Below are 21,094 nucleotides of genomic sequence, written 5' to 3'. Positions count from 1 at the left end.
GCAGCCGTGCCGTCAATCAGGCGCCACGGCCTGGGAGACGTCGGCGCCAGACATCCACGACAGGACGCAGTCGTTCCTGCAGGCCATGCCAAGTCGGCATGCGGCGCGTGCGCGGAACAGCGATGATCTCCGCCGGCGTCAGCGCGGTCAGGCGGATCCAGCCACCAGGCTCGACCGGATGAGCCTGCCCTTCCAGTGCAATGACCGATGTCACGATGCCTTCTCCCAGCCATTGCGGGGCCCCCATCATTGACAGCCTGCCGCTCACAATGATGATGGCGGAAGCCTGACCGGCAGGCAGTTGCAGGCTCTGTCCGCGGTGCAGGAAAAAACGATCGGCGATGCGCTCCATGATTCCAGTCCTTTGCTCGCTGTTGGATTGACTCCATCGTACGAGCCGGATCATGAGCGCAACAGGCACAGGCGCTGCCGGAGCGTATCGCAACAGAGCAATGGACGGGCATCTGTTATTGTTCGATTTGTCGAAATCTATATCTGTTCAGGCCATGGCCGGCAGGTCATCATGCGACATGGACGCCCAACCTCTTTATCGCCAGATGGCGGATCATTACCTCGCTGCCATCAAGGCGGGCACGCTGCCGCGCGGCGAGCGCATGCCCTCGGTGCGCGCGATGATGCGCCTGCATCAAGTCAGTCTGTCGACGGCGCTGCAGGCCTGCCGCGTGCTGGAAAATGAAGGATGGATAGAGGCAAGGCCGCGCTCCGGCTACTTCGTGCGCCAGCCGTGCCGCGCCGCCATCCTGCCGCTGGAGGAACCCAGCATCCTGAAGCCGCCTGACCCTGCGCAGTATGTCGGCATCCATGCGCGGGTGTCGGACTTCATCGCGCGCGGACGCAGCCATCCCGTCCGCATCAATTTTTCCGGCGCGCGCGCGGCGCCGGAATTCTATCCGGCCGAGTCACTGAAGAATGCCGCGATCCGCGCGGTGCGGCGCCATCCCGAAATGCTGGTGCGCGCAACGCCGCCGGGCGGCAATGCCTATTTCCGCGCCGCGCTCGCCAAGCGGGCACTGGGCGGCGGCATGGTGCTGTCGGCGGAAGAGATCACCATCACCCACGGCTGCATCGAAGCCTTGAATCTTGCGCTGCGCGCCGTTACCCAGCCCGGCGATACGGTCGCGGTCGAATCCCCGACCTTCTATGGGCTGCTGCAGATACTGGAAAGCCTCGGATTGCGTGCGCTGGAAATTCCGACCAGCGCTACGCGCGGCATTTCGGTCGATGCGTTGGAAATGGCAATTCAGGCGTATGGCAACATCAAGGCGGTGGTTGTCGTTCCGCACCTGCAGAATCCGCTGGGCAGCATCATGTCGGACGCCGACAAGCAGCGGCTGGTGCAGCTGTGCGAACAGCATGGCATTCCACTCATCGAGGATGACACGTATACCGCGCTTGCCGACGGCGATGCGCCGCTGCAGGCGCTCAAGGCCTGGGACCGCAGCGGCAATGTGATTCATTGCGCGTCGCTGCACAAGATTCTCGCGCCCGGCATGCGCCTGGGCTGGATGGTGGCGGGCAAGTGGCAGGCGCGGGTGGCGATGCTCAAGTATGCGCAGACCCGCGACAACGAGGAATGGTCGCAGATTGCGGCGGCGGAATTCCTGGACTCGCCCGACTACGACCGTCACCTGCGGCGGCTGCGCGCCGCATTGCGGCCGCAGCGCGAACGGATCGCCGAAACCATCGCGGCCAGCTTCCCGGCAGGAACGCGGCTTACCGTGCCGCAGGGCGGCATCACGCTGTGGCTTGAGCTGCCGGGCAGGCTGCCGTCAACGCACGTATTCGACGCGGCGCTGCGCCAGGGCATTCTGATCGCGCCCGGTGCGATGTTTTCCAACTCCGGCCGCTTCGACGCCTTCGTACGCCTGAGCTGCGGCGCGCGGCATACGCCGGAGGTCGACAACGCCGTGCGCAGCCTGGGACAGATCGTTACAGGCTTGCTGCGCGAAGCGGCGTAGCCTTCGCCCGGCCTGAGATTACGAATCCACCTCGTAGAGCTCAAGCGGCAAGCCATCAGGATCGGCAAAAAACGTGAATCTTCTTTTCGTGTATTCATCGACGCGAACCGGCTCAACCTCGATGCCGCACTGCTCGAGATGGCGCTTGCAGGCGTCAATGTCCTCGACGGCAAAGGCCAAATGCCTTAAGCCGCATGCTTCGGGATAGGAAGGGCGTTCAGGCGCATGAGGAAAGGAAAAGAGTTCAATCCGGGAACCGTCGGGCAAGGCCAGGTCCAGTTTATAAGACGCCCGCTCGGCCCGGTAATTCTCCGCGACGACGCGCAATCCCAGCGTCTCCGTATAAAAGCGCCTGGACGTTTCGTAATTCGAGCAGATCACTGCCGCATGGTGAATTCGATTAAGCATGGTGGACTCAAGAGGTTCCCGATCCTGAGCAGCGACGCGGAAGCGCCGGTGTCATTGCTCGCGCAGCGCGCGACGATACTGGATCGCTTCGGCCACATGAGGCTGCGCAATGGTATCGGCGCCGGCCATGTCGGCAATGGTGCGCGCCACCTTCAGCACCCGGTGATAGGCGCGCGCCGACCAGTTCAGCCTGGTCATTGCGGTGCGCAGCAATTGCTCTCCTTCCGCATTCGGCCTGCAGTACTCGTCGATCTCCGACGTGGTGAGCGCCTGGTTGTACTTCCCCTGGCGCCGCAGCTGCCGTTCGCTGGCGCGCTGCACGCGTTCGGCGATCGATTGCGAGCTTTCGCCTTCGGCCTTCTTCAGCAACTCCTCGTGCGGCAATGCGCCGACCTGGATCTGCAGGTCGATGCGGTCGAGCAGCGGACCGGAGATCTTGTCCTGGTAGCGCGCCACCATGTCGGGCGTGCAGCGGCAGCGGTTGGCGGCATGGCCGAGATAGCCGCAAGGGCAGGGATTCATCGCCGCGATCAGCTGGAAGCGGGCAGGAAAATCCGATTGCCGGGCCGCGCGGGAAATCGTGATGTGCCCGGACTCCAGCGGCTCCCTCAGCACTTCGAGTACCTTGCGGTCGAACTCGGGCAGTTCATCGAGGAACAGCACGCCGCGGTGCGCCAGCGAAATCTCTCCCGGGCGCGGCGTGCCGCCGCCTCCCACCAGTGCCACGCCGGAAGCGGTGTGATGCGGCGAGCGGAAGGGACGCGCCTTCCAGCGGGAGATGGAAAAGCCGCTGGTCAGCGATTGCACCGCGGCCGATTCCAGCGCCTCGTCGTCCGTCATCGGCGGCAGGATGCCGGCGAAGCGCTGCGCCAGCATCGACTTGCCGGTTCCCGGCGGCCCCACCATCAGCACGCTGTGTCCCCCGGCCGCCGCAACCTCCAGCGCCCGCTTGGCTTGCGCCTGGCCCTTGACATCGGAAAAGTCGGGATAGACCGGCCGCGCCTCGGTGGCTTTTGCACGATGGCGGCCAAGCCTGGCTTCGCTGTCCCTTGCGGCGAAGTGGGCGCAGACCTGCAGCAGGGAGTCGGCCGGGTGGATGACCGCATCGCTCACCAGCGCCGCTTCGTCGGCATTGGCGCGCGGCAGGATGAATGCGCGCCGCTTTCCCGATGCATGTTCGGCACGGTGCATCGCGAAAGTCATGGCAAGTGCGCCGCGGATGGGGCGCAGCTCGCCGGACAATGACAGTTCGCCGGCGAATTCATAATCGCCGAGTTCATCGGCCGGCATCTGTTCGGAAGCGGCAAGAATACCGAGGGCGATTGGCAGATCGAAGCGGCCGGATTCTTTCGGCAGGTCGGCGGGAGCGAGATTGACCGTGATGCGGCGGGCGGGAAACTCGAAACGGGCATTCTGCAATGCCGCCCGTACCCGGTCCTTGGATTCCTTCACTTCGGTTTCCGGAAGGCCGACGATGGTGAAGCTCGGAAGCCCGTTGGCGAGATGCACTTCCACCGTGACTTCGGGCGCGTGCATGCCTGCCAGCGCCCGGCTTTTCAGAACTGCAAGCGTCATCGGTCTATTTCGGCGTCTTCAGCAGGATTTCCAGTTCGGCAACGCGCGCTTCGAGCGCTTCGAGCTTGGCCCGCGTTCTGGCGAGCACCTGCGCCTGGATCTCGAATTCCTCGCGGGTGACCAGGTCGAGCTTCGAGAAACCCTGGGTCATCATGGCCTTCACGTTTTTCTCGACATCCTTCATCGGCGAGTTTTCGATGACCTGATTGATCTTGCTCTGCAGATCGTTAAAGAAGTTGTTCTTGTCCATCATCAATCCTTGTTCTAAGAAACCGCACCCGTCTGGTGCGAGAGGGCCGGGGCGCTTCAGTCTGGTGCGTCTCAAATGGTGCGAGGCTCCAAATGCGGTGCATTCCACGGCCAGGCATGCGGGAAATGTAAAAAAAGATAACGCAATTGTGGCATGAAAACGGTGGCATGAGTCCTGCTAAGTAGTTGGAAATATGCAATACCAGTGTCTGTCCAACTCATACAAAAAAGGGAAACCGCAATGAAAAAAATGATTCTTGCTGCCGCCGTTTTCGCTGCATTCGCAACTTCCGCCTCGGCACAGCAAGCAGCCGCCGCCCCGGAGCATACCTTTACCGGCAACGTCACCCTGGCAAGCGACTATCGTTTCCGTGGCATTTCCCAGACTTACCGCAGGCCGACCATCCAGGGCGGCTTCGATTACGCGCACAGCAGCGGCTTCTATGTGGGTAACTGGAACTCCAACGTCAGCGGCAACCAGTATCCCGACGGCGCCAGCCTTGAGATGGACCTGTACGGCGGCTACAAGTTTGAAGTCATGCCCGATCTGACCGCCGATGTCGGCCTGCTGAAGTACTACTACCCGGGCGCATCCATCGCCGGCGTCAAGCCCGATGCGCTGGAGCTCTATGTCGGCGCGACCTACAAATGGTTCTCCGCCAAGTACAGCCATGCGATCAGCGATGACTACTTCGGCTTCACCAATGCCGACGGTTCCTATTACCTCGACCTGAACGCCAACTTCGAAATCGCCGAGAAGACCACGCTGGGCCTGCACGTCGGCCGCCAGAAGTTCAAGAACTACGGCGCCTTCGACTATACCGATTACAAGATCGGCGTTTCCCGCGATTTCGGCTTCGCCACGCTGGGCCTGGCGTATGTCGGCTCGAATGCGGAATCCGGTTCGTACACCTATTCGAACGCCAGCGGCACCCGTTCGAAAGACGTGAGCAAGAGCACGGTCGTCGTGTCGCTTTCCAAGACTTTCTAAACCCCGTCGAGGTTCATCATGAAACTGATCACTGCGATCATCAAACCTTTCAAGCTGGATGAGGTGCGCGAGTCGCTCTCCGCGATCGGCGTGCAGGGCATCACCGTGACCGAGGTCAAGGGCTTCGGCCGCCAGAAGGGCCACACCGAGCTGTATCGCGGCGCGGAATACGTGGTGGATTTCCTGCCCAAGACCAAGATCGAAGCGGCCGTCGACGATGCCATCGTCGAGCGCGCCATCGAAGCCATCGAGAGTGCCGCGCGTACCGGAAAGATCGGCGACGGCAAGATCTTCGTCTACGACCTGCAACAAGTCGTCCGTATCCGCACGGGCGAAACCGGCAAAGACGCCCTCTAAGGAGATTTCAATGAAGAAATTACTTGCAAGCTTCCTCGCGACCAGCACGCTGCTGTTCGCGGTCGGTTTCGCGCAGCCGGCGCTGGCTGCGGATGAAGCCGCAAAACCCGAGGCGACCGCCACCGTCGTGGCGCAGGCCGCGGCGCCGGCCGCCGAAGCTCCGGCCGCCACCGCACCCGCGGCCGCTGCAGCAGCAGCACCCGCCGCGCCCTCGGCAGCACCTGCCGCGGCACCGGTCCCCAACAAGGGTGATACTGCCTGGATGATGACGGCCACCGTGCTGGTGATCCTGATGACCATCCCGGGCCTGGCCCTGTTCTACGGCGGCCTGGTCCGCTCGAAGAACATGCTGTCGATCCTGATGCAGGTGTTCATGATCTTCTCGCTGATCACGGTATTGTGGGCGATCTACGGTTATTCGCTTGCCTTCACCACCGGCGGAAGCTTCATCGGTTCCTTCGACCGGCTGTTCCTGAAGGGGATCAACCTCGAATCGATGGCCGCCACCTTCAGCAAGGGCGTGGTCATTCCCGAGTACGTGTTCGTGGCCTTCCAGGCAACCTTCGCGGCCATCACCTGCGGCCTGATCGTCGGCGCATTCGCGGAGCGCATCAAGTTTTCCGCCGTGCTGCTGTTCATCGTGCTGTGGTTCACCTTCTCCTATCTGCCGATCGCGCACATGGTCTGGTTCTGGGCCGGCCCGGATGCCTACACCGATGCCGCCGCAGCCGAAGCCGCGACTGCCACCGCGGGCTGGCTGTTCCAGAAGGGCGCGCTCGACTTCGCCGGCGGCACCGTGGTTCACATCAATGCCGCGGTCGCCGGCCTGGTGGGTGCCTATGTCATCGGCAAGCGTGTCGGCTACGGCAAGGAATCGATGGCGCCGCACTCCCTGACCATGACCATGATCGGCGCATCGCTGCTGTGGGTGGGCTGGTTCGGCTTCAATGCGGGGTCGGCGTATGAATCCACCGCCGCCGCCGGCCTGGCCCTGGTCAACACCATCCTGGCAACTTCCGCCGCGACGCTGTCCTGGTCCTTCGGCGAATGGATGGGCAAGGGCAAGCCGTCGATGCTCGGCGCCGCTTCCGGTGCCGTCGCGGGCCTGGTTGCAGTCACGCCCGGCGCCGGTTTCGTCGGTCCGATGGGCGCACTGGTCATCGGCCTGCTGGCGGGTATCGTCTGCCTCTGGGGCGTCAACGGCCTCAAGCGCATGCTCGGCGCCGATGACTCGCTCGACGTGTTCGGCGTGCACGGCGTCGGCGGCATCCTCGGTGCGCTGCTCACCGGCGTGTTCGCAGCACCGTCGCTGGGCGGTACCGGCATCTATGACTATGTTGCCAACAAGGTCGCCGAAGACTACTCGATCGCGGGCCAGGTCTGGATTCAGTTCGAAGGCGTTCTGGTGACGGCACTCTGGTCCGGCGTTGTTGCCTTCATCGCCTTCAAGCTGGTGGATCTGATCGTCGGCCTGCGCGTGCCGGAGGAAGAAGAGCGCGAAGGCCTCGATATCTCCAGCCACGGCGAATCCGCTTACCACATGTAAGCATTCGGCAGCGCGGTTCCATTCTCCCGCTTCCCTGCGGGATCAAGACGCCTCCCCGGAGGCGTCTTTTCTTTCCGATTTCACGGCCTGTACAGAAACTGCGGCAGCCTGTCTGTGCCGGTATTTGCCATTTACGCAACAATCGTGCGGCAGACCGCCGTGCATCCTGCCGGTGTACCCACACAAACCGTGATGTTATTGGCACTTCCGCCGCAAGCCGTCCACGCAGTTCGAGGATTACCATTAGAATCAACATCGTTCCGACATGGCAAATCCGCGACGGCGAGTTGAAAAGCGCCGTGTCGCCCCGATCTCGGGTGTGCGAGCGGTAGCCTGACAAACGTCTCGGATTTTCTCTTGAAAACCTGGCATGCCGCGATCTGCCGCTTCCCGTTACCGGGCGAGCCGCAGGCAAATGGGAGAAGGGCCTGGGGCCTGGCATCAAGGCCAACGGCCGGCCGGTTTAATAGAGCACCTCATATTTGGAAGGTTTATATGGTTCCGCACCTCGTCACGGCCCTGAATGGTCCGCTACTCGATCTTGAAAAGAAAATCCTGGCCGCGACCCCGGCCATCGAACGCTGGTTCCGTCTCGAGTGGCAGGAACATACCCCGCCGTTCTATTGTTCGGTGGACTTGCGCAATGCCGGTTTCAAGCTGGCGCCGGTCGACACCAACCTGTTTCCGGGCGGTTTCAACAACCTGTCGCCGGAAATGCTGCCGCTGGCCGTGCAGGCCGCCATGGCCGCCATCGAGAAATATTGCCCCGACGCGAAGAATCTGCTGCTGATTCCCGAGCGCCATACCCGCAACACCTTCTATCTGCAGAACGTCGCCCGCCTGATCCAGATCTTCCGCCAGACCGGTCTCAATGTGCGGCTCGGCTCGCTGTCCGACGACGTCAAGGAACCGACCAACATCGACCTGCCCGACGGCAGCACGCTGACGCTGGAGCCGCTGGAGCGCTCCGCCAACGGCCGCCGCCTCGGCCTGAAGAATTTCGACCCCTGCACCGTGCTGCTCAACAACGACCTGTCGTCGGGCATCCCTTCGGTGCTCGAAGGCCTGCATGAGCAAACCCTGCTGCCGCCGCTGCATGCCGGCTGGGCGGTGCGCCGCAAGACCAACCACTTCGCCGCCTATGACGAGGTGGTCAAGAAGTTCGCCAAGCTGATCGACGTCGACGGCTGGATGCTCAATCCGTATTTCGCCCGCTGCGGCGAGATCAACTTCCAGGAGCGCACCGGCGAAGAATGTCTGGCGACCAACGTCGACATGCTGCTGACCAAGATCCGCAAGAAGTACAAGGAATACGGCATCAAGGAAACGCCTTTCGTGATCGTCAAGGCCGACGCCGGCACCTACGGCATGGGCATCATGACGGTCAGGGACGCGAGCGAAGTGCGCGACCTCAACCGCAAGCAGCGCAACAAGATGTCGGTGGTCAAGGAAGGCCTGGAGGTGTCCGACGTCATCATCCAGGAAGGCGTGCATACCTTCGAGCACATCAACGACGCGGTGGCCGAACCGGTGGTCTACATGATCGACCGCTATGTGGTGGGCGGCTTCTACCGGGTGCATGCCGAGCGCGGCGTCGACGAAAACCTCAATTCGCCGGGCGCGCATTTCGTGCCGCTGGCCTTCGCCCAGCAGCATGCGCTGCCCGACCTGCAGGCCAAGCCCGGCACCGCGCCGCCGAACCGCTTCTACATGTACGGCGTGGTCGCGCGCATGGCCCTGCTGGCCGCGTCCATTGAGCTGGAAAAGACCGATCCCAACCCGGAAGTCTACTGATGAAATTCGCTTTCCTCGCCGACCCGCTGGATCACTTCAAGATCTACAAGGACACCACCTTCGCCATGATGGCCGAGGCCGCAAGGCGCGGCCATGAAGTCTATGCCTTCCAGCAGAAGGACATGGCCTTCGAGGGCGACCGCGTGACGGCCAGCGTGGCGCGCATCTCCATGACCGGCGATGCCGAGGAATGGTATCGCGCCGATCCGGCGGCCCCGGTGTCGCTGGACATGTTCGACGCGGTGCTGGTGCGCAAGGATCCGCCGTTCAACATGGAATACGTCTACCTCACCTATCTGCTCGAGATCGCGGAGAGGCAGGGCGCACGGGTGTTCAACCGGCCGGAAGCGATCCGCAGCCACAATGAAAAGCTGTCGATCGCCCAGTTCCCGCAATTCACCTCGCCCACGCTGGTCACCAGCGATGCCGCGCGGCTGAAGGCCTTCCATGCGCAGCACAAGGACGTGATCCTCAAGCCGCTCGACGGCATGGGCGGCACCGGCATCTTCCGGGTCAGGGAAGACGGCATGAACCTCGGTTCCATCATCGAGACGCTGACATCCAACGGCGCCCATTCCATCATGGCGCAGCGCTACATTCCCGACATCGTCAAGGGCGACAAGCGGGTGCTGCTGATCGGCGGACAGGTCGTGCCCTATTGCCTGGCGCGCATTCCCCAGGGCGGCGAAGTGCGCGGCAATCTCGCCGCCGGCGGCCTCGGCGTGGCCCAGCCGATCTCCGAGCGCGACCGGGAAATCGGCGAGACGCTTGCGCCTATCCTGTTTGAACGCGGCCTGATGCTGGTAGGATTGGATATCATCGGCGACTGCATGACCGAGATCAACGTCACCAGCCCGACCTGCTTCCAGGAAATCGCACAGCAGACCGGATTCAATGTGGCCGGCATGTTCATCGACGCGCTGGAAAGACAATGACAATGACAGGTGCCCAGGCACCGGTAACTGCAAGGACCGGTACCGCCGGAGGCAGTGCGGCATGTGCCCGCGCGATGTCCGCGGCCGGTCTTCTCAAAGAACCATCATGATAGGGATTCTCCTTTTAACGCACGCGCCGCTGGGCAATGCCTTCATCGAGGCGGCCACTCATGTATTCCGTGCGCGGCCTGACCGCATGGAGGCCATCGATGTGCGGGCCGACCAGGATACCGGTGAAGTCAACCGCGCGGCCCAGGAAGCGATCATCCGGCTCGACGACGGCTCCGGCGTGCTGGTCATCACCGATGTCATGGGCGGCACGCCGTCCAACTGCACCCTGCGGCTGTGCAGCCCCGGCCATGTGGAAGTGATCGCCGGCATCAGTCTGCCCATGCTGCTGCGGGCGCTGACCTATCGCAATGATACGATTGACGTTGTTGTCGAAATGGCGCTCGCGGGCGGGCAGAGCGGCGCCGTGCGGGTCGACAACCGCGTTCGCCTTTCTCCCAACTGAATACGCTGACACAAGAAAAAGACCACGAGACATGATTCAACAGGAAATCGAAATCGTCAACAAGCTTGGTTTGCATGCGCGCGCGTCGGCCAAGCTCACCCAGCTCGCGGCAAAGTACAAGAGCGAAATCTGGATCAGCCGCAATGCCAGGCGGGTCAATGCCAAGTCCATCATGGGCGTGATGATGCTGGCCGCCGGCAAGGGCGCCAAGGTCACGCTCGAAACCGACGGCGCGGACGAGAAGGAAGCATTCGATGCGCTGGTCGAGCTGATCCAGAACAGGTTCGGCGAAGGCGAATAGGCTCGGTTCATCCCGTTCACGATCAGGCACAGGCACATCGATGGCTTCCTTCACGCTCCATGGCATTCCTGTATCACGCGGCATCGCAATCGGCCGCGCCCATCTGCTTGCGCCGGCGGCACTCGAGGTCAAGCACTACCTGGTCTCGGAAGAACAGGTCGAGGCGGAAGTGCAGCGCCTGCAGAAAGCCATCGCCACCGTGCATCGCGAACTGCAGACCATCTGGAACGAACTGCCCAAGGATTCTCCGGCCGAACTCGGGGCCTTCATCGACGTGCATGCGCTGATCCTCTCGGATCCGATGATCGCCGAGGTGCCGCTCGACATCATCCGCTCCCGCCATTACAACGCCGAATGGGCGCTGGTGACGCAGATCGATGAATTGTCGGCGCAGTTCGACGAGATCGAGGATGCTTACCTGCGCGAGCGCAAGAGCGACATCCAGCAGGTCGGCGAGCGCGTGCTGAAAGTGCTCACCGGCACCGCCACGCCCTTGCCGCCGCAAGCCGACGGCGAGGAATCCGCCGGCCGCATGATCGTCGTCGCCCACGACATCTCGCCGGCCGACATGCTGCAGTTCAAGGACCGCGCCTTCGGCGGCTTCGTCACCGATCTCGGCGGCCAGAATTCGCATACCGCGATCGTCGCCCGCAGCCTCGACATTCCGGCAGCCGTCGGCATGTACAACGCCTCGGCGCTGATCCAGCAGGACGACTGGGTGGTGATCGACGGCGATGCCGGCGTGGTGATTGTCGACCCGGCGCCGAATGTGCTGGAGCAGTACCGCGAACGCCAGACGCGCCTGCTGCGCGACCGCAAGAAGCTCAGCAAGCTCAGGAAAACCCCGGCCGTCACCAAGGACGGCACGGCCATCACCCTGCTGGCCAATATCGAGCTGCCGGAAGACTGCCCGCCGGCGCTGGAAGCCGGCGCCATGGGTGTGGGCCTGTTCCGCTCCGAATTCCTGTTCATGGGCCGCACCGGCCATGCCCACAAGCTGCCTTCCGAGGATGAGCAGTTCGAGTCCTACCGCCAGGCGGTGACGGCAATGAAGGGCAGGCCGGTCACGATCCGCACGCTTGACATCGGCGCCGACAAGCCGCTCGACACGGTCGAGCACACCGCGCTCAATCCCGCGCTCGGCCTGCGCGCCATCCGCTTCTGCCTGGCCGAGCCGCAGATGTTCCTGGCCCAGCTGCGCGCCATCCTGCGCGCATCGGCCTATGGTCCGATCAAGCTGCTCATTCCGATGCTGGCGCACGCCTTCGAGATCGACCAGTCGCTGGCCATGGTCGAGCAGGCCAAGGCGCAGCTGCGCGACGCCGGCAAGAAGTTCGACCCGCTGATCCAGGTAGGCGCGATGATCGAAATCCCGGCGGCGGCACTGACGCTGCCGCTGTTCGTCAAGCGCATGGATTTCCTGTCGATCGGCACCAACGACCTGATCCAGTACACGCTGGCGATCGACCGCGCCGATCACGAGGTGGCGCATCTCTACAATCCGCTGCACCCGGCGGTGATCTACCTGCTGGCCAGTACCATCGCCACCGCATCCAAGGCCGGCGTGCCGGTGTCGGTATGCGGCGAAATGGCGGGCGACACCAAGCTCACGCGCCTGCTGCTCGGCATGGGCCTGCGCGAGTTCTCGATGCATCCCACCCAGCTGTTGGCGGTGAAGCAGGAAATCCTCAACAGCGACCTCAATGAAATCGCGCCGCACATGAAGAAGATTCTGAAGGCGATGGAGCCCGCGGCGATCGCCGCGGCGGTGGAGCAGCTGCGCGGCATCTGATACCGATCTCCAGCCATTCCATGTCATGAGATCGCGTCTTTTCGCGCGTTCCATGAGACGCGCTCGGCAAGGCAAGGCGATACAGGCGAATAGAGGCGGCCTTCGTGCCCGCGCATTTTTCCTGGTAAAAATATGGCTCTCAGTGATACAGGGAGCCCCCTCTACGGTCGCCGGCTACGGAGAATCACCGCATTCCCCACTTCCCGCCCGGCTCACAATGCAAACGATGAATTTACGCTTGTGTCGGTCCGGCCTTTCTGTTCCCAAGCCTTCTCGCGAAGGGGCCGGATACTCGGCTTCAGTCAATTACGCGTTGGCGACCAACTGGAAGCGGCTGTCGTTGGCAGCAAAGCCGGCATAGTTGTGGCCGACGTCCGTTACCTTCGACATAAACGTGTTAGCGTTTATTGGTTTTGCGCTATTAACGTCAGACGCCTGACGTGCTGTAGATCCGGTTACTCGTACCGCCTGTCGAAACCAGGTCACCCCCGTCAGATGGCGACGGCAATCGCTTCAAGCTGCCGTACCGTCGCCATTTGGTGGAGATGGGGAGAATCGAACTCCCGTCCAGACCGTCTTTCTCCTTCACTTTCCGCGGGACTTGCGCCCCGCACACAACAATTCCGTCAAATTCCTATGGTGAGTGGCATCAGGCGCAAACGGTTCCATCGGCTTGCACGGCCACGTGGTTGCCTGTGGCCCCGGACAGGCGCCGTCCAGCCGATGACGTTGCGGCACAAATGAAAAGAGGGCCTTGCGGCCCTCTTGTTCATGGAAGTTCCTGACGATGTCTGCAGGCGTCAGGTCGATACCGAGGCTTCGCCCCCGGAGGCGGCGCCGCGCTTCTTCGCGTTCACGCGCTTCCACACCGCCGGTGCGATCAGCAGCACCGCGGTCAGCCCCAGCACGCTGGCCGAAATCGGATGGGTGAAGAAGATCGACGGGTCGCCCTGGCTGATCGACAACGCGCGGCGCAGCTGCTGCTCCGCTATCGGGCCGAGGATCATGCCGACGATGGTCGGCGCCACCGGAATATCGTAGCGGCGCATCAGGAAGCCGATCAGGCCGATGATGTAGAGCAGCAGCAGGTCGAACCAGGAATTGCGCAGGCCGTAGGCACCGAGCGTGGCGAAGATCAGGATGCCGCCGTAGAGCAGCGGACGCGGAATCGACAGCAGCTTGATCCACAGGCCGACCAGCGGCAGGTTCAGCACCAGCAGCAGGATATTGCCGATATACATCGATGCGATCAGGCCCCAGACCAGCAGCGGCTGGGTCTCGAACAGCAGCGGGCCCGGCTGCAGGCCGTATTGCTGGAAGGCGGCCAGCACGATGGCGGCGGTGGCCGACGTCGGCAGGCCGATGGTCAGCAGCATCGCCAGCGTGCCGGTGCTGGCGGCGTTGTTGGCCGCTTCCGGACCGGCCACGCCTTCGATCGCGCCCTTGCCGAATTCCTCGGGATGCTTGCTCAGCTTCTTCTCGATCGCATACGACAGGAAGGTCGGGATCTCGGCGCCGCCGGCAGGCATCGCGCCGATCGGAAAGCCAAGGAAGCTGCCGCGAATCCAGGGCTTCCAGGAGCGGGCCCAGTCCGCCTTGGACATCCAGATGGAACCCTTGACCTGCTCCAGCTTGTCTTCCGTCTTGTTCAGGTAGGTTGCCAGGTAGAGGGTCTCGCCGACCGCGAACAGGCCGACCGCCGCCACCACGACATCGATGCCGTCGAGCAGTTCGGGAATGCCCATGGTGAAGCGTGCCTGGCCGGTCTGGCCGTCGATGCCGATCAGGCCGATCCACAGGCCGAAGAACAGGCTGGCGAGGCCGCGCGCCATCGAAGATCCCAGCAGGGTGGAGACCGTGACGAAGGCCAGCACCATCACCGAGAAGTATTCGGTCGGACCGAACTTGAGCGCCACATTGACCACCAGCGGGGCCACCGCGGTCAGCAGCACCACCGAGATGGTGCCGGCGACGAAGGAACCGATCGCCGAGGTCGACAGCGCCGGACCGGCGCGTCCGCGCTTGGCCATCATGTTGCCTTCCAGCGCGGTGACGATGGTGGCCGATTCACCCGGCGTATTGAGCAGGATGGAGGTGGTCGAACCGCCGTACATCGCGCCGTAATAGATGCCGGCGAACATGATCAGCGCGCCGGTCGGGTCGAAGCTGCCGGTGGCCGGCAGCAGCAGGGCCACGGTCAGTGCCGGGCCCACGCCGGGCAGCACGCCGACCAGGGTGCCAAGGGTGACGCCGATGAAGCCGAGCAGCAGGTTCTGCAGGGTCATCGCCACCGCGAAACCGGATAACAGGGAGTTGAGGATGTCCATGCTTATGCGCCTCCCAGGAAGCCGAGGAGACCGGCCGGCAGATTGAGGCCGAGGCCGCGGGTGAAGATGAAATAGGCGCCGGTCGACAGGATCAGGCCGACCACGATGTCGCGCACCAGCTTGCGGCTGCCGAAGCCGCGCGCGATCAGGATGAACAGGAAGGTCGAGGCCAGGATGAAGCCGGCCCAGGCAATGGCGGCCATGTGCAGCAGCACCGCCGCCGACAGGATGCCGAACGCCAGCCAGTCGGGGGTGTGATGCGCTTCGTCCTCCGGCACGTTGCGCCAGCCGCCGGAAACCGCCTGCCAGATCAGGATGCCGCCGAGAATCAGCAGCCCGGCGCCGATCATGTTGGGAAAGGCGCGCGGCCCGATCTGGGAATAGCCGCCGCCGCCGGAAATGTCTTGCGTTCCGACCAGCGTGAAGATCCCCAGGCCGATCAGGCCGAGCGAGACCAGCAGCTCTCCGAAAACGATAGGAGAACGAGATGTCATGTTGTCACCTAGAAGTGAAGGATATCTTTGGTTTAGCCCAAGGTCGCCGCAACGGCAAGCGTTATCGGCATGCGGTCTGATCTGACGGCGTCGGGAATATCGTCGCGCATGCGATTGCCCGCCCTCCCGGGAAGGGAGAGCGGGTTATCGAAGGATGGGATGGACGATGGTGGCGACTGTGGTCAGTAGCCGGCACACTAGCGGACCGGCAGCCCCTGCGGGGCACCGGTCCTCAACGGCTTACTTCTTCGCCAGGCCGAGGTTGCTGATGATTTTTTCGGTCTTGGTAATCTCGCTGTCGAGATAAGTCTTGAACGCATCGCCGGGCAGGTAGGCATCGCTCCAGCCGTTCTTGGCCAGCGCATCCTGCCAGCTCTTGCTGCGCACGGCCTTGTCGACGACCGCCATCAGCTCTTTCTTCTGCTGGTCGTTGATGCCGGGAGCCGCGAATACCGCGCGCCAGTTCGACAGCTCGACATCGACGCCTTCCTCCTTGAGGGTCGGCACTTCGATGCCGGGCAGGCGCTTGCCGGAAGTCACGGCGATCGGGCGCAGCTTCTTGGCCTCGATCTGGCCGGCGAACTCGTTGTAGCCGGACAGGCCGACAGTCACGTGGCCGCCCATGATGGCTGCCTGCGCCTCGCCGCCGCCGGCGAACGGAATGTAGTTGATCTTGCTGACGTCGACGCCGGTTGCCTGCGCGATCATCGCCACGATGATGTGGTCGGTGCCGCCGGCGGAGCCGCCGCCCCAGGAAACGCTGCCCGGGTTGGCCTTGAACTGCGCGACCAGATCCTTGACCGACTTGATGGGCGAGCTGGCGGGAACCACCAGCACGTCATACTCGCCTGTCAGGCGCGCGATGGGTGTTACCTGCGACAGGTTGACCGGCGACTTGTTGAGGGCGATGCCGCCCACCATCACGCTGCCGCCGATCAGCAGCGCGCCGCCGTCGCCCTTGGCCGAATTGACGAACTGCGCCAGGCCGATGGTGCCGGCGGCGCCGCCCTTGTTGTCCACCTGGACTTTCTTGACGTCACCAGCCTGCTGGATCGCCGCCTGCAAGGCACGGCCGGTCTGATCCCAGCCGCCGCCCGGATTGGCCGGCACCAGCACCTTGACGGTATCGATTGCCAGGGCCGGGGCGCTGGCGATGAAGCCGAGCGCGGTCACGGAAGTGAGCAGCCAGCGGCTGAGGGAATGCTTTCCTGCTTTCATGTTTGATCTCCTTGTTCGGATTGGTAACCCCGGTGGTTAGATGGCCAAGTGCCCGGGTTTGTGCACCTTTTTCTACTTTAAACGACCTTGGCTTGCAGTTAGCTTTCGATTCCCGGTTTTCTGCTTATATCCCGAACAATCCACGGTTTGCCGCCGCGTCCGGCCAAAACCGCCCGGCGCGGCGCCAGCCTTGCCGATAACGGTTTGACGGGCTTGGCCGACTTAGTTATTCTTATGCAAGGCGCCGATTTGATAATCAGCTTGCGGGCGCGTAATAAATACGGCTAAAGCGTGCCCCACTATGCGCCCCAATAGCCCGAAAGCTGTCCGCTTCTCGGGCTTTTTGTTTTGGTGCGCAGGATGGTGAGGCACAGGAATTCACTTGCCGCGGGCGGAGTCCCGCGGCTTTCTTCTGGAACCCTATGTCATCTGTTGGAATCGTTACGCCGCAATCGATGCATTTCGCCGAGCCGCTGCCGCTGTCCGGCGGCGCCTCGCTGTCCGGCTACACGCTGGTCTACGAGACCTACGGCAAGCTCAATGCCGACCGCTCGAACGCGGTGCTGGTCTGTCATGCGCTCAATGCCTCGCATCATGTCGCCGGCATCTATGAAAACGCGGACGGCAGCAAGAGCGTCGGCTGGTGGGACAACATGGTCGGTCCCGGCAAGCCGCTCGACACCGACCGCTTCTTCGTCATCGGCGTCAACAACCTCGGCTCCTGTTTCGGCTCGACCGGCCCGATGCACACTAATCCGGCCACCGGCAAGCCCTACGGCGCCGACTTCCCGGTAGTGACCGTCGAGGATTGGGTGCGAGCCCAGGCGCGGCTTGCCGATGCGCTCGGCATCCGCCAGTTCGCCGCGGTGATGGGCGGCTCGCTCGGCGGCATGCAGGCCTTTTCCTGGAGCATGATCTTTCCGGAGCGGCTGCGCCACTGCATCGTGATCGCCTCCACGCCGAAGCTGTCGGCGCAGAACATCGCCTTCAACGACGTCGCCCGCCAGGCCATCCTGACCGATCCCGATTTCCACGGCGGCGACTTCTATGCGCACGGCGTGGTGCCCAAGCGCGGCCTGCGGGTGGCGCGCATGGTCGGCCACATTACCTACCTGTCCGACGACAGCATGGCCCAGAAATTCGGCCGCGACCTGCGCAACGGCGGCTACCAGTTCGGTTTCGGCATCGATTTCGAGATCGAATCCTACCTGCGCTACCAGGGCGACAAGTTTTCCGAATATTTCGATGCCAACACCTATCTGCTGATCACCAAGGCGCTCGATTACTTCGACCCGGCCAGGGATTGCGGCGACGATCTCGCCAAGGCGCTGGAGCCGACGCAGGCGCAATTCCTGGTGGTGTCCTTCACCACCGACTGGCGCTTCTCGCCGGAGCGCAGCCGGGAGATCGTGCAGGCGCTGGTCAAGAACAAGCGCAAGGTCTCCTATGCGGAAATCGCCGCGCCGCACGGCCACGACGCCTTCCTGCTGGAGGACGGGCGCTACATGAATACCGTACGTGCCTATTACGACAGGGTATGGCAGGACATCGAAGGGAGGCCGGCATGAATTTCCATGAACTGAGCGTGCTGCGCGCGGACCTTGCCTTTATCGCACACTGGGTCAATCCGGCTTCGCACGTGCTGGACCTGGGTTGCGGCGACGGCGTGATGCTGCAGTACCTGCAGACCGACAAGCACTGCATCGGCTACGGCGTCGAGATCGACGATGCCAAGATACCGCTGTGCATCGAGCGCGGCGTGGCCGTCATCCAGCAGGACCTGGAAAGCGGCCTGGCCATGTTTGCCGATAATGCCTTCGACACGGTGCTATGCCTGTCGGCGCTGCAGATGATGAAGAACGTGGAAGGCGTGCTGCGCGACATTGCCCGGGTGGGACGGGAAGCCATCGTGTCATTTCCCAACTTTGCATATTGGCCACACCGGATGGCGCTGGTCGGCGGCCGGATGCCGGTGTCGAAATCGCTGCCGTATGAATGGTATGACACGCCGAATGTCCGCTGCGCAACTATTTACGATTTTCAGGAACTTGCCAACCAAGTGGGGCTCGAAGTGCTCGAGTGCATAGCGTTGCACGACGGCAAGCCCGTGACGTTTCTTCCGAACTGGCGTGGTAGCCTTGCCGTGTTCCGTTTACGTAAGAAATCTCCCGCATGAGCGTTCCCGCAAGCCAGGCTGCCGCCCCCGCAGCCGCACCTCCCAAGCTTCTTCGTTCCAAGCTGTTCTGGATCAGCCTGATGTATTTTTCAGAAGGCTTCCCGCTCGGCTTGTTCTTCGATCTATTCCCGGTGTATTTCCGGCAACAGGGGATCGAGCTCTCGAAAATCGGACTGCTCAGCCTGCTCGGCCTGTCATGGACGCTCAAGTTCCTGTGGGCGCCGCTGATCGACTTCACCCGACGCCACCGCTACTGGATGGCGGCCGCCGATGTCGGCATGGGGATCGTGATGATCATCTGCGCCAGGGAAGCGGGATTCGGCCCCTGGGTCTGGTTCGCCATCGGCGCCTTCACCGCGCTGTCGGCCACCAATGACATCGCCATCGACGGCTACACCATCGAACAGCTCGACAAGCGCGAGCTCGGTCTGGCCAACGGCTTCCGTATCGGTTTCTACCGGGTCGGCATGCTGGCCGCCGGCATCCTGCTGTGGTTCTCCGATGTGGCCGGCTGGACTTCAACCTACGGCCTGGCGTCGGTGCTGTTCTTCATCATCGCCGCGTTCAGCCTGTTCGCGCCGAAGGAGCCGCCGCGCCCGGCGCGCGACGCGCCCGCCAGCCTGAGCAGCGAGATGTCGGCGCTGGCACAGCAGCCGATGCTGATCGTTGCGCTGCTGCTGTTCATCGGCGGCCTCCTGTGGCCGGTGCTGGGCGTGCTGGATGCCGAATGGCTCAAGCCCTACAAGAGCGCATGGTGGTTCAAGGGCGGCGCGCCGGTCGGCCTGATCCTGTTGTCGGGCATCCTGTTTACCAAGGGCATTCGCGGCCAGTCGGAGCAGCTGTCGGCGGCCTCGGCCAAAGGGCCGATGTTCGGCGCGATCGTCTCCCTGCTCAACAAGCCGCATGCGCTGCTGCTGATCGGTTTCATCTTGATCTTCAAGCTGGCGGACTCCTCGATCGGCTTCATGATCAAGCCGTTCTGGGTCGACAGCGGCTTCACCAACACGCAGATCGGCCTGGTCTCGGTCAACCTCGGCCTCGGCCTGTCGATCGCCGGCGGCATCATCGGCGGCTGGTACACCGACCGCGCCGGCATCTTCAAGGCGCTGTGGGTGCTCGGCCTGTGGCAGGCCCTGTCCAATATCGGCTATGTCGCCGCCGCCTACTTCATCCCGCGCGCTGCCCAGGGCGCCGACATCGCGACCGCGCACCAGGTGCTGATGTACAGCGCCAGCGCGATCGAGTCGTTTACCGGCGGCCTCGGCACCGCGGCATTCCTTGCCTTCCTGATGGCGATCGTCGACAAATCCCGCGCAACGACGGAATATGCGATCCTATCTTCCATCTTTGCCTTTTCCCGTTCCATCGCAGGATGGGCTGGCGGCATCGGTGCGCAGGAAATGGGATACGCTGCCTACTTCGCGCTGACCTTCGTGCTCGCCTTCCCGGCCTATGCCCTGCTGCCATGGATCAAGTCAGTGCTGAAGTCTTCCGAGGAGTCTCCGCCATGAACCTGTCTGCACCCCTGAGTTTCGCTCTTGCGGCCCTGATTTCCTTTGCGCCGCCGGTCTTCGCCAAGGATGAAGTCAGTCCGGACGGCGTGAAGGTCGACAAGATGTCGTCCCTGCGCAATCTTGTCTCGGAGGAAGAGCTGGAAGCGGCAGCGGTGCAGCAGTACAACGGCATCAAGCAGCAGGCCAGCCAGCAGCGCGCGCTGGCGCCGGATGATCACCCCGAGCTGCAGCGGCTGCGCAAGATCGCCAAGGACCTGATTCCGCATGCGGTCCGCTGGAATGAACGCGCCGCCAAGTGGAAATGGGAAGTCAACCTGATCGGCTCGAAGGAAATCAATGCCTTCTGCATGCCCGGCGGGAAGATTGCTTTTTTCCACGGCATCATCACCAACCTCAAGCTCACCGATGACGAAGCGGCCATCGTGATGGGCCATGAAATCGCGCATGCCCTGCGCGAGCACGGGCGCGAGCGGGCCGCCAAGTCGGGCCTGGCGAGCGCCGGCGCGAAGATCGCCGGTCTCGGCCTGTCGGCCTTCCTCGGCATCGATCCCAATCTGGCCGGCGCCGCCACCGGCGGCCTTGCCAATCTGACGATGCTGAAGTTTTCCCGCGATGATGAAACCGAAGCCGATCTGGTCGGTCTCGATATCGTTGCCCGCGCCGGCTACGATCCGCGCGCCGGCGTCGCGCTGTGGCGCAAGATGGGCATGGTCAGCCAGAGCAATACGCCGCAATGGTTTTCCACCCACCCGGCGGGCAAGAGCCGCATCGCCGAAATGGAGCGGCACCTGCCGTCGGTCATGCCGCTGTATGCCAAGGCCAAGGGTGTGCAGCCGACATCGCTGCCGCCGTACGAGACGAATGTGAAAGGCATCGCGCCGATCCGCTGAACCGGCGCTGCACGGGCCGGCCGCATGCCGGCCG

General features: G+C 63.1%; 20 protein-coding genes. 13 read left to right on the top strand and 7 right to left on the bottom strand.

The annotated features are described in order from the left end of the window. Window positions 1–16: 16 nt before the first annotated feature. A complete protein-coding gene (locus tag FH061_RS00235; protein WP_151631815.1) occupies window positions 17–352 on the bottom strand; it encodes a hypothetical protein in 336 nt (111 codons plus the stop codon). A gap of 178 nt (window positions 353–530) precedes the next feature. Between FH061_RS00235 and FH061_RS00230 the strand changes: the two genes are divergently transcribed. Continuing rightward, the gene (locus tag FH061_RS00230; RefSeq protein WP_151631813.1) at window positions 531–1,979 is read left to right on the top strand and encodes an aminotransferase-like domain-containing protein; all 1,449 of its coding nucleotides are present in this window, start codon (window positions 531–533) and stop codon (window positions 1,977–1,979) included. A gap of 18 nt (window positions 1,980–1,997) precedes the next feature. Here FH061_RS00230 and gloA2 read toward each other — a convergent pair whose 3' ends face one another. Genes gloA2 through FH061_RS00215 form a run of 3 tightly spaced genes read right to left on the bottom strand, consistent with a single transcriptional unit; the run spans window position 1,998 to window position 4,212 of the window. After that, window positions 1,998–2,387, bottom strand: coding sequence for an SMU1112c/YaeR family gloxylase I-like metalloprotein (gloA2, locus tag FH061_RS00225; RefSeq protein WP_151631811.1), 390 nt, complete (start codon window positions 2,385–2,387; stop codon window positions 1,998–2,000). A gap of 51 nt (window positions 2,388–2,438) precedes the next feature. Beyond that, window positions 2,439–3,962: a YifB family Mg chelatase-like AAA ATPase gene (locus tag FH061_RS00220; protein ID WP_151631809.1), complete on the bottom strand. Its 1,524-nt coding sequence runs from the start codon at window positions 3,960–3,962 to the stop codon at window positions 2,439–2,441. A gap of 4 nt (window positions 3,963–3,966) precedes the next feature. Further along, on the bottom strand, window positions 3,967–4,212 hold the full coding sequence (locus tag FH061_RS00215) for an accessory factor UbiK family protein (protein WP_151632896.1): 246 nt from the start codon (window positions 4,210–4,212) through the stop codon (window positions 3,967–3,969). A 240-nt stretch (window positions 4,213–4,452) separates the two neighbouring features. On the opposite strand from FH061_RS00215, the gene FH061_RS00210 reads away from it, so the two are divergent. The 8 genes from FH061_RS00210 (at window position 4,453) to ptsP (ending at window position 12,441) form a co-directional block, all read left to right on the top strand. Next, window positions 4,453–5,202, top strand: a complete 750-nt coding sequence (locus FH061_RS00210; RefSeq protein ID WP_151631807.1) for a TorF family putative porin — start codon at window positions 4,453–4,455, stop codon at window positions 5,200–5,202. Between the two features lie 18 nt (window positions 5,203–5,220). After that, window positions 5,221–5,559, top strand: a complete 339-nt coding sequence (locus FH061_RS00205; RefSeq protein ID WP_151631806.1) for a P-II family nitrogen regulator — start codon at window positions 5,221–5,223, stop codon at window positions 5,557–5,559. Between the two features lie 10 nt (window positions 5,560–5,569). Beyond that, window positions 5,570–7,105, top strand: a complete 1,536-nt coding sequence (locus tag FH061_RS00200) for an ammonium transporter (protein WP_192804828.1) — start codon at window positions 5,570–5,572, stop codon at window positions 7,103–7,105. 495 nt (window positions 7,106–7,600) lie between these two features. After that, on the top strand, window positions 7,601–8,899 hold the full coding sequence (gene gshA, locus FH061_RS00195; RefSeq protein ID WP_151631805.1) for a glutamate--cysteine ligase: 1,299 nt from the start codon (window positions 7,601–7,603) through the stop codon (window positions 8,897–8,899). Then, on the top strand, window positions 8,899–9,834 hold the full coding sequence (gene gshB / locus FH061_RS00190) for a glutathione synthase (protein WP_151631804.1): 936 nt from the start codon (window positions 8,899–8,901) through the stop codon (window positions 9,832–9,834). Before gshA ends, gshB begins: the two co-directional genes overlap by 1 nt. Before the next feature lie 106 nt (window positions 9,835–9,940). Next, the gene (locus FH061_RS00185; protein WP_151631803.1) at window positions 9,941–10,348 is read left to right on the top strand and encodes a PTS sugar transporter subunit IIA; all 408 of its coding nucleotides are present in this window, start codon (window positions 9,941–9,943) and stop codon (window positions 10,346–10,348) included. Window positions 10,349–10,379: 31 nt separating this feature from the next. After that, window positions 10,380–10,649: an HPr family phosphocarrier protein gene (locus FH061_RS00180; RefSeq protein ID WP_151631802.1), complete on the top strand. Its 270-nt coding sequence runs from the start codon at window positions 10,380–10,382 to the stop codon at window positions 10,647–10,649. A 40-nt stretch (window positions 10,650–10,689) separates the two neighbouring features. After that, the gene (gene ptsP / locus FH061_RS00175; RefSeq protein ID WP_151631801.1) at window positions 10,690–12,441 is read left to right on the top strand and encodes a phosphoenolpyruvate--protein phosphotransferase; all 1,752 of its coding nucleotides are present in this window, start codon (window positions 10,690–10,692) and stop codon (window positions 12,439–12,441) included. Window positions 12,442–13,241: 800 nt separating this feature from the next. On the opposite strand, the gene FH061_RS00170 is transcribed toward ptsP, so the two are convergent. From FH061_RS00170 to FH061_RS00160, 3 genes are all read right to left on the bottom strand, one after another. Continuing rightward, entirely contained in the window at window positions 13,242–14,768 is a 1,527-nt protein-coding gene (locus FH061_RS00170) for a tripartite tricarboxylate transporter permease (RefSeq protein ID WP_151631799.1), read from the bottom strand. Between the two features lie 2 nt (window positions 14,769–14,770). Beyond that, window positions 14,771–15,262 carry a tripartite tricarboxylate transporter TctB family protein gene (locus FH061_RS00165; RefSeq protein WP_151631797.1) on the bottom strand — a complete coding sequence of 164 codons (492 nt, stop codon included), beginning with the start codon at window positions 15,260–15,262 and terminating at the stop codon, window positions 14,771–14,773. 240 nt (window positions 15,263–15,502) lie between these two features. After that, window positions 15,503–16,480 (bottom strand): Bug family tripartite tricarboxylate transporter substrate binding protein, encoded by a 978-nt coding sequence (locus FH061_RS00160; protein ID WP_151631795.1) that lies wholly within the window; start codon window positions 16,478–16,480, stop codon window positions 15,503–15,505. Between the two features lie 422 nt (window positions 16,481–16,902). Here FH061_RS00160 and metX point away from each other — a divergent pair, with 422 nt between their 5' ends. The 4 genes from metX to FH061_RS00140 are packed head-to-tail and all read left to right on the top strand — an operon-like array spanning window position 16,903 to window position 21,060. Next, a complete protein-coding gene (gene metX / locus FH061_RS00155; protein WP_151631793.1) occupies window positions 16,903–18,048 on the top strand; it encodes a homoserine O-succinyltransferase MetX in 1,146 nt (381 codons plus the stop codon). Next, window positions 18,045–18,656 carry a methionine biosynthesis protein MetW gene (gene metW, locus FH061_RS00150; protein WP_151631791.1) on the top strand — a complete coding sequence of 204 codons (612 nt, stop codon included), beginning with the start codon at window positions 18,045–18,047 and terminating at the stop codon, window positions 18,654–18,656. The genes metX and metW overlap by 4 nt, the downstream gene beginning before the upstream one ends. Further along, complete coding sequence (locus FH061_RS00145; RefSeq protein ID WP_151631789.1) at window positions 18,653–20,167, top strand: MFS transporter; 1,515 nt, start codon at window positions 18,653–18,655, stop codon at window positions 20,165–20,167. Before metW ends, FH061_RS00145 begins: the two co-directional genes overlap by 4 nt. Further along, the gene (locus FH061_RS00140; protein WP_151631787.1) at window positions 20,164–21,060 is read left to right on the top strand and encodes a M48 family metallopeptidase; all 897 of its coding nucleotides are present in this window, start codon (window positions 20,164–20,166) and stop codon (window positions 21,058–21,060) included. Before FH061_RS00145 ends, FH061_RS00140 begins: the two co-directional genes overlap by 4 nt. Window positions 21,061–21,094 lie beyond the last annotated feature (34 nt).

The sequence above is a fragment of the Noviherbaspirillum aerium genome (assembly GCF_008929045.1).
GTDB classification, from domain to species: Bacteria; Pseudomonadota; Gammaproteobacteria; order Burkholderiales; family Burkholderiaceae_D; genus Noviherbaspirillum; species Noviherbaspirillum aerium.
This window is presented reverse-complemented; position numbering and strand designations above follow the sequence as displayed.

What these genes read in the sequence shown, in the direction of transcription:
- metW (WP_151631791.1), top strand. Translation starts at nt 18,045, where the DNA reads ATGAATTTCCATGAACTGAGCGTGCTGCGCGCGGACCTTGCCTTTATC.
- FH061_RS00230 (WP_151631813.1), top strand. Translation starts at nt 531, where the DNA reads ATGGACGCCCAACCTCTTTATCGCCAGATGGCGGATCATTACCTCGCT.
- FH061_RS00160 (WP_151631795.1), bottom strand. Translation starts at nt 16,480, where the DNA reads ATGAAAGCAGGAAAGCATTCCCTCAGCCGCTGGCTGCTCACTTCCGTG.
- ptsP (WP_151631801.1), top strand. Translation starts at nt 10,690, where the DNA reads ATGGCTTCCTTCACGCTCCATGGCATTCCTGTATCACGCGGCATCGCA.
- FH061_RS00165 (WP_151631797.1), bottom strand. Translation starts at nt 15,262, where the DNA reads ATGACATCTCGTTCTCCTATCGTTTTCGGAGAGCTGCTGGTCTCGCTC.
- FH061_RS00140 (WP_151631787.1), top strand. Translation starts at nt 20,164, where the DNA reads ATGAACCTGTCTGCACCCCTGAGTTTCGCTCTTGCGGCCCTGATTTCC.
- FH061_RS00220 (WP_151631809.1), bottom strand. Translation starts at nt 3,962, where the DNA reads ATGACGCTTGCAGTTCTGAAAAGCCGGGCGCTGGCAGGCATGCACGCG.
- FH061_RS00145 (WP_151631789.1), top strand. Translation starts at nt 18,653, where the DNA reads ATGAGCGTTCCCGCAAGCCAGGCTGCCGCCCCCGCAGCCGCACCTCCC.
- FH061_RS00235 (WP_151631815.1), bottom strand. Translation starts at nt 352, where the DNA reads ATGGAGCGCATCGCCGATCGTTTTTTCCTGCACCGCGGACAGAGCCTG.
- FH061_RS00200 (WP_192804828.1), top strand. Translation starts at nt 5,570, where the DNA reads ATGAAGAAATTACTTGCAAGCTTCCTCGCGACCAGCACGCTGCTGTTC.
- FH061_RS00185 (WP_151631803.1), top strand. Translation starts at nt 9,941, where the DNA reads ATGATAGGGATTCTCCTTTTAACGCACGCGCCGCTGGGCAATGCCTTC.
- FH061_RS00180 (WP_151631802.1), top strand. Translation starts at nt 10,380, where the DNA reads ATGATTCAACAGGAAATCGAAATCGTCAACAAGCTTGGTTTGCATGCG.
- gshB (WP_151631804.1), top strand. Translation starts at nt 8,899, where the DNA reads ATGAAATTCGCTTTCCTCGCCGACCCGCTGGATCACTTCAAGATCTAC.
- metX (WP_151631793.1), top strand. Translation starts at nt 16,903, where the DNA reads ATGTCATCTGTTGGAATCGTTACGCCGCAATCGATGCATTTCGCCGAG.
- FH061_RS00215 (WP_151632896.1), bottom strand. Translation starts at nt 4,212, where the DNA reads ATGGACAAGAACAACTTCTTTAACGATCTGCAGAGCAAGATCAATCAG.
- FH061_RS00205 (WP_151631806.1), top strand. Translation starts at nt 5,221, where the DNA reads ATGAAACTGATCACTGCGATCATCAAACCTTTCAAGCTGGATGAGGTG.
- FH061_RS00210 (WP_151631807.1), top strand. Translation starts at nt 4,453, where the DNA reads ATGAAAAAAATGATTCTTGCTGCCGCCGTTTTCGCTGCATTCGCAACT.
- gloA2 (WP_151631811.1), bottom strand. Translation starts at nt 2,387, where the DNA reads ATGCTTAATCGAATTCACCATGCGGCAGTGATCTGCTCGAATTACGAA.
- FH061_RS00170 (WP_151631799.1), bottom strand. Translation starts at nt 14,768, where the DNA reads ATGGACATCCTCAACTCCCTGTTATCCGGTTTCGCGGTGGCGATGACC.
- gshA (WP_151631805.1), top strand. Translation starts at nt 7,601, where the DNA reads ATGGTTCCGCACCTCGTCACGGCCCTGAATGGTCCGCTACTCGATCTT.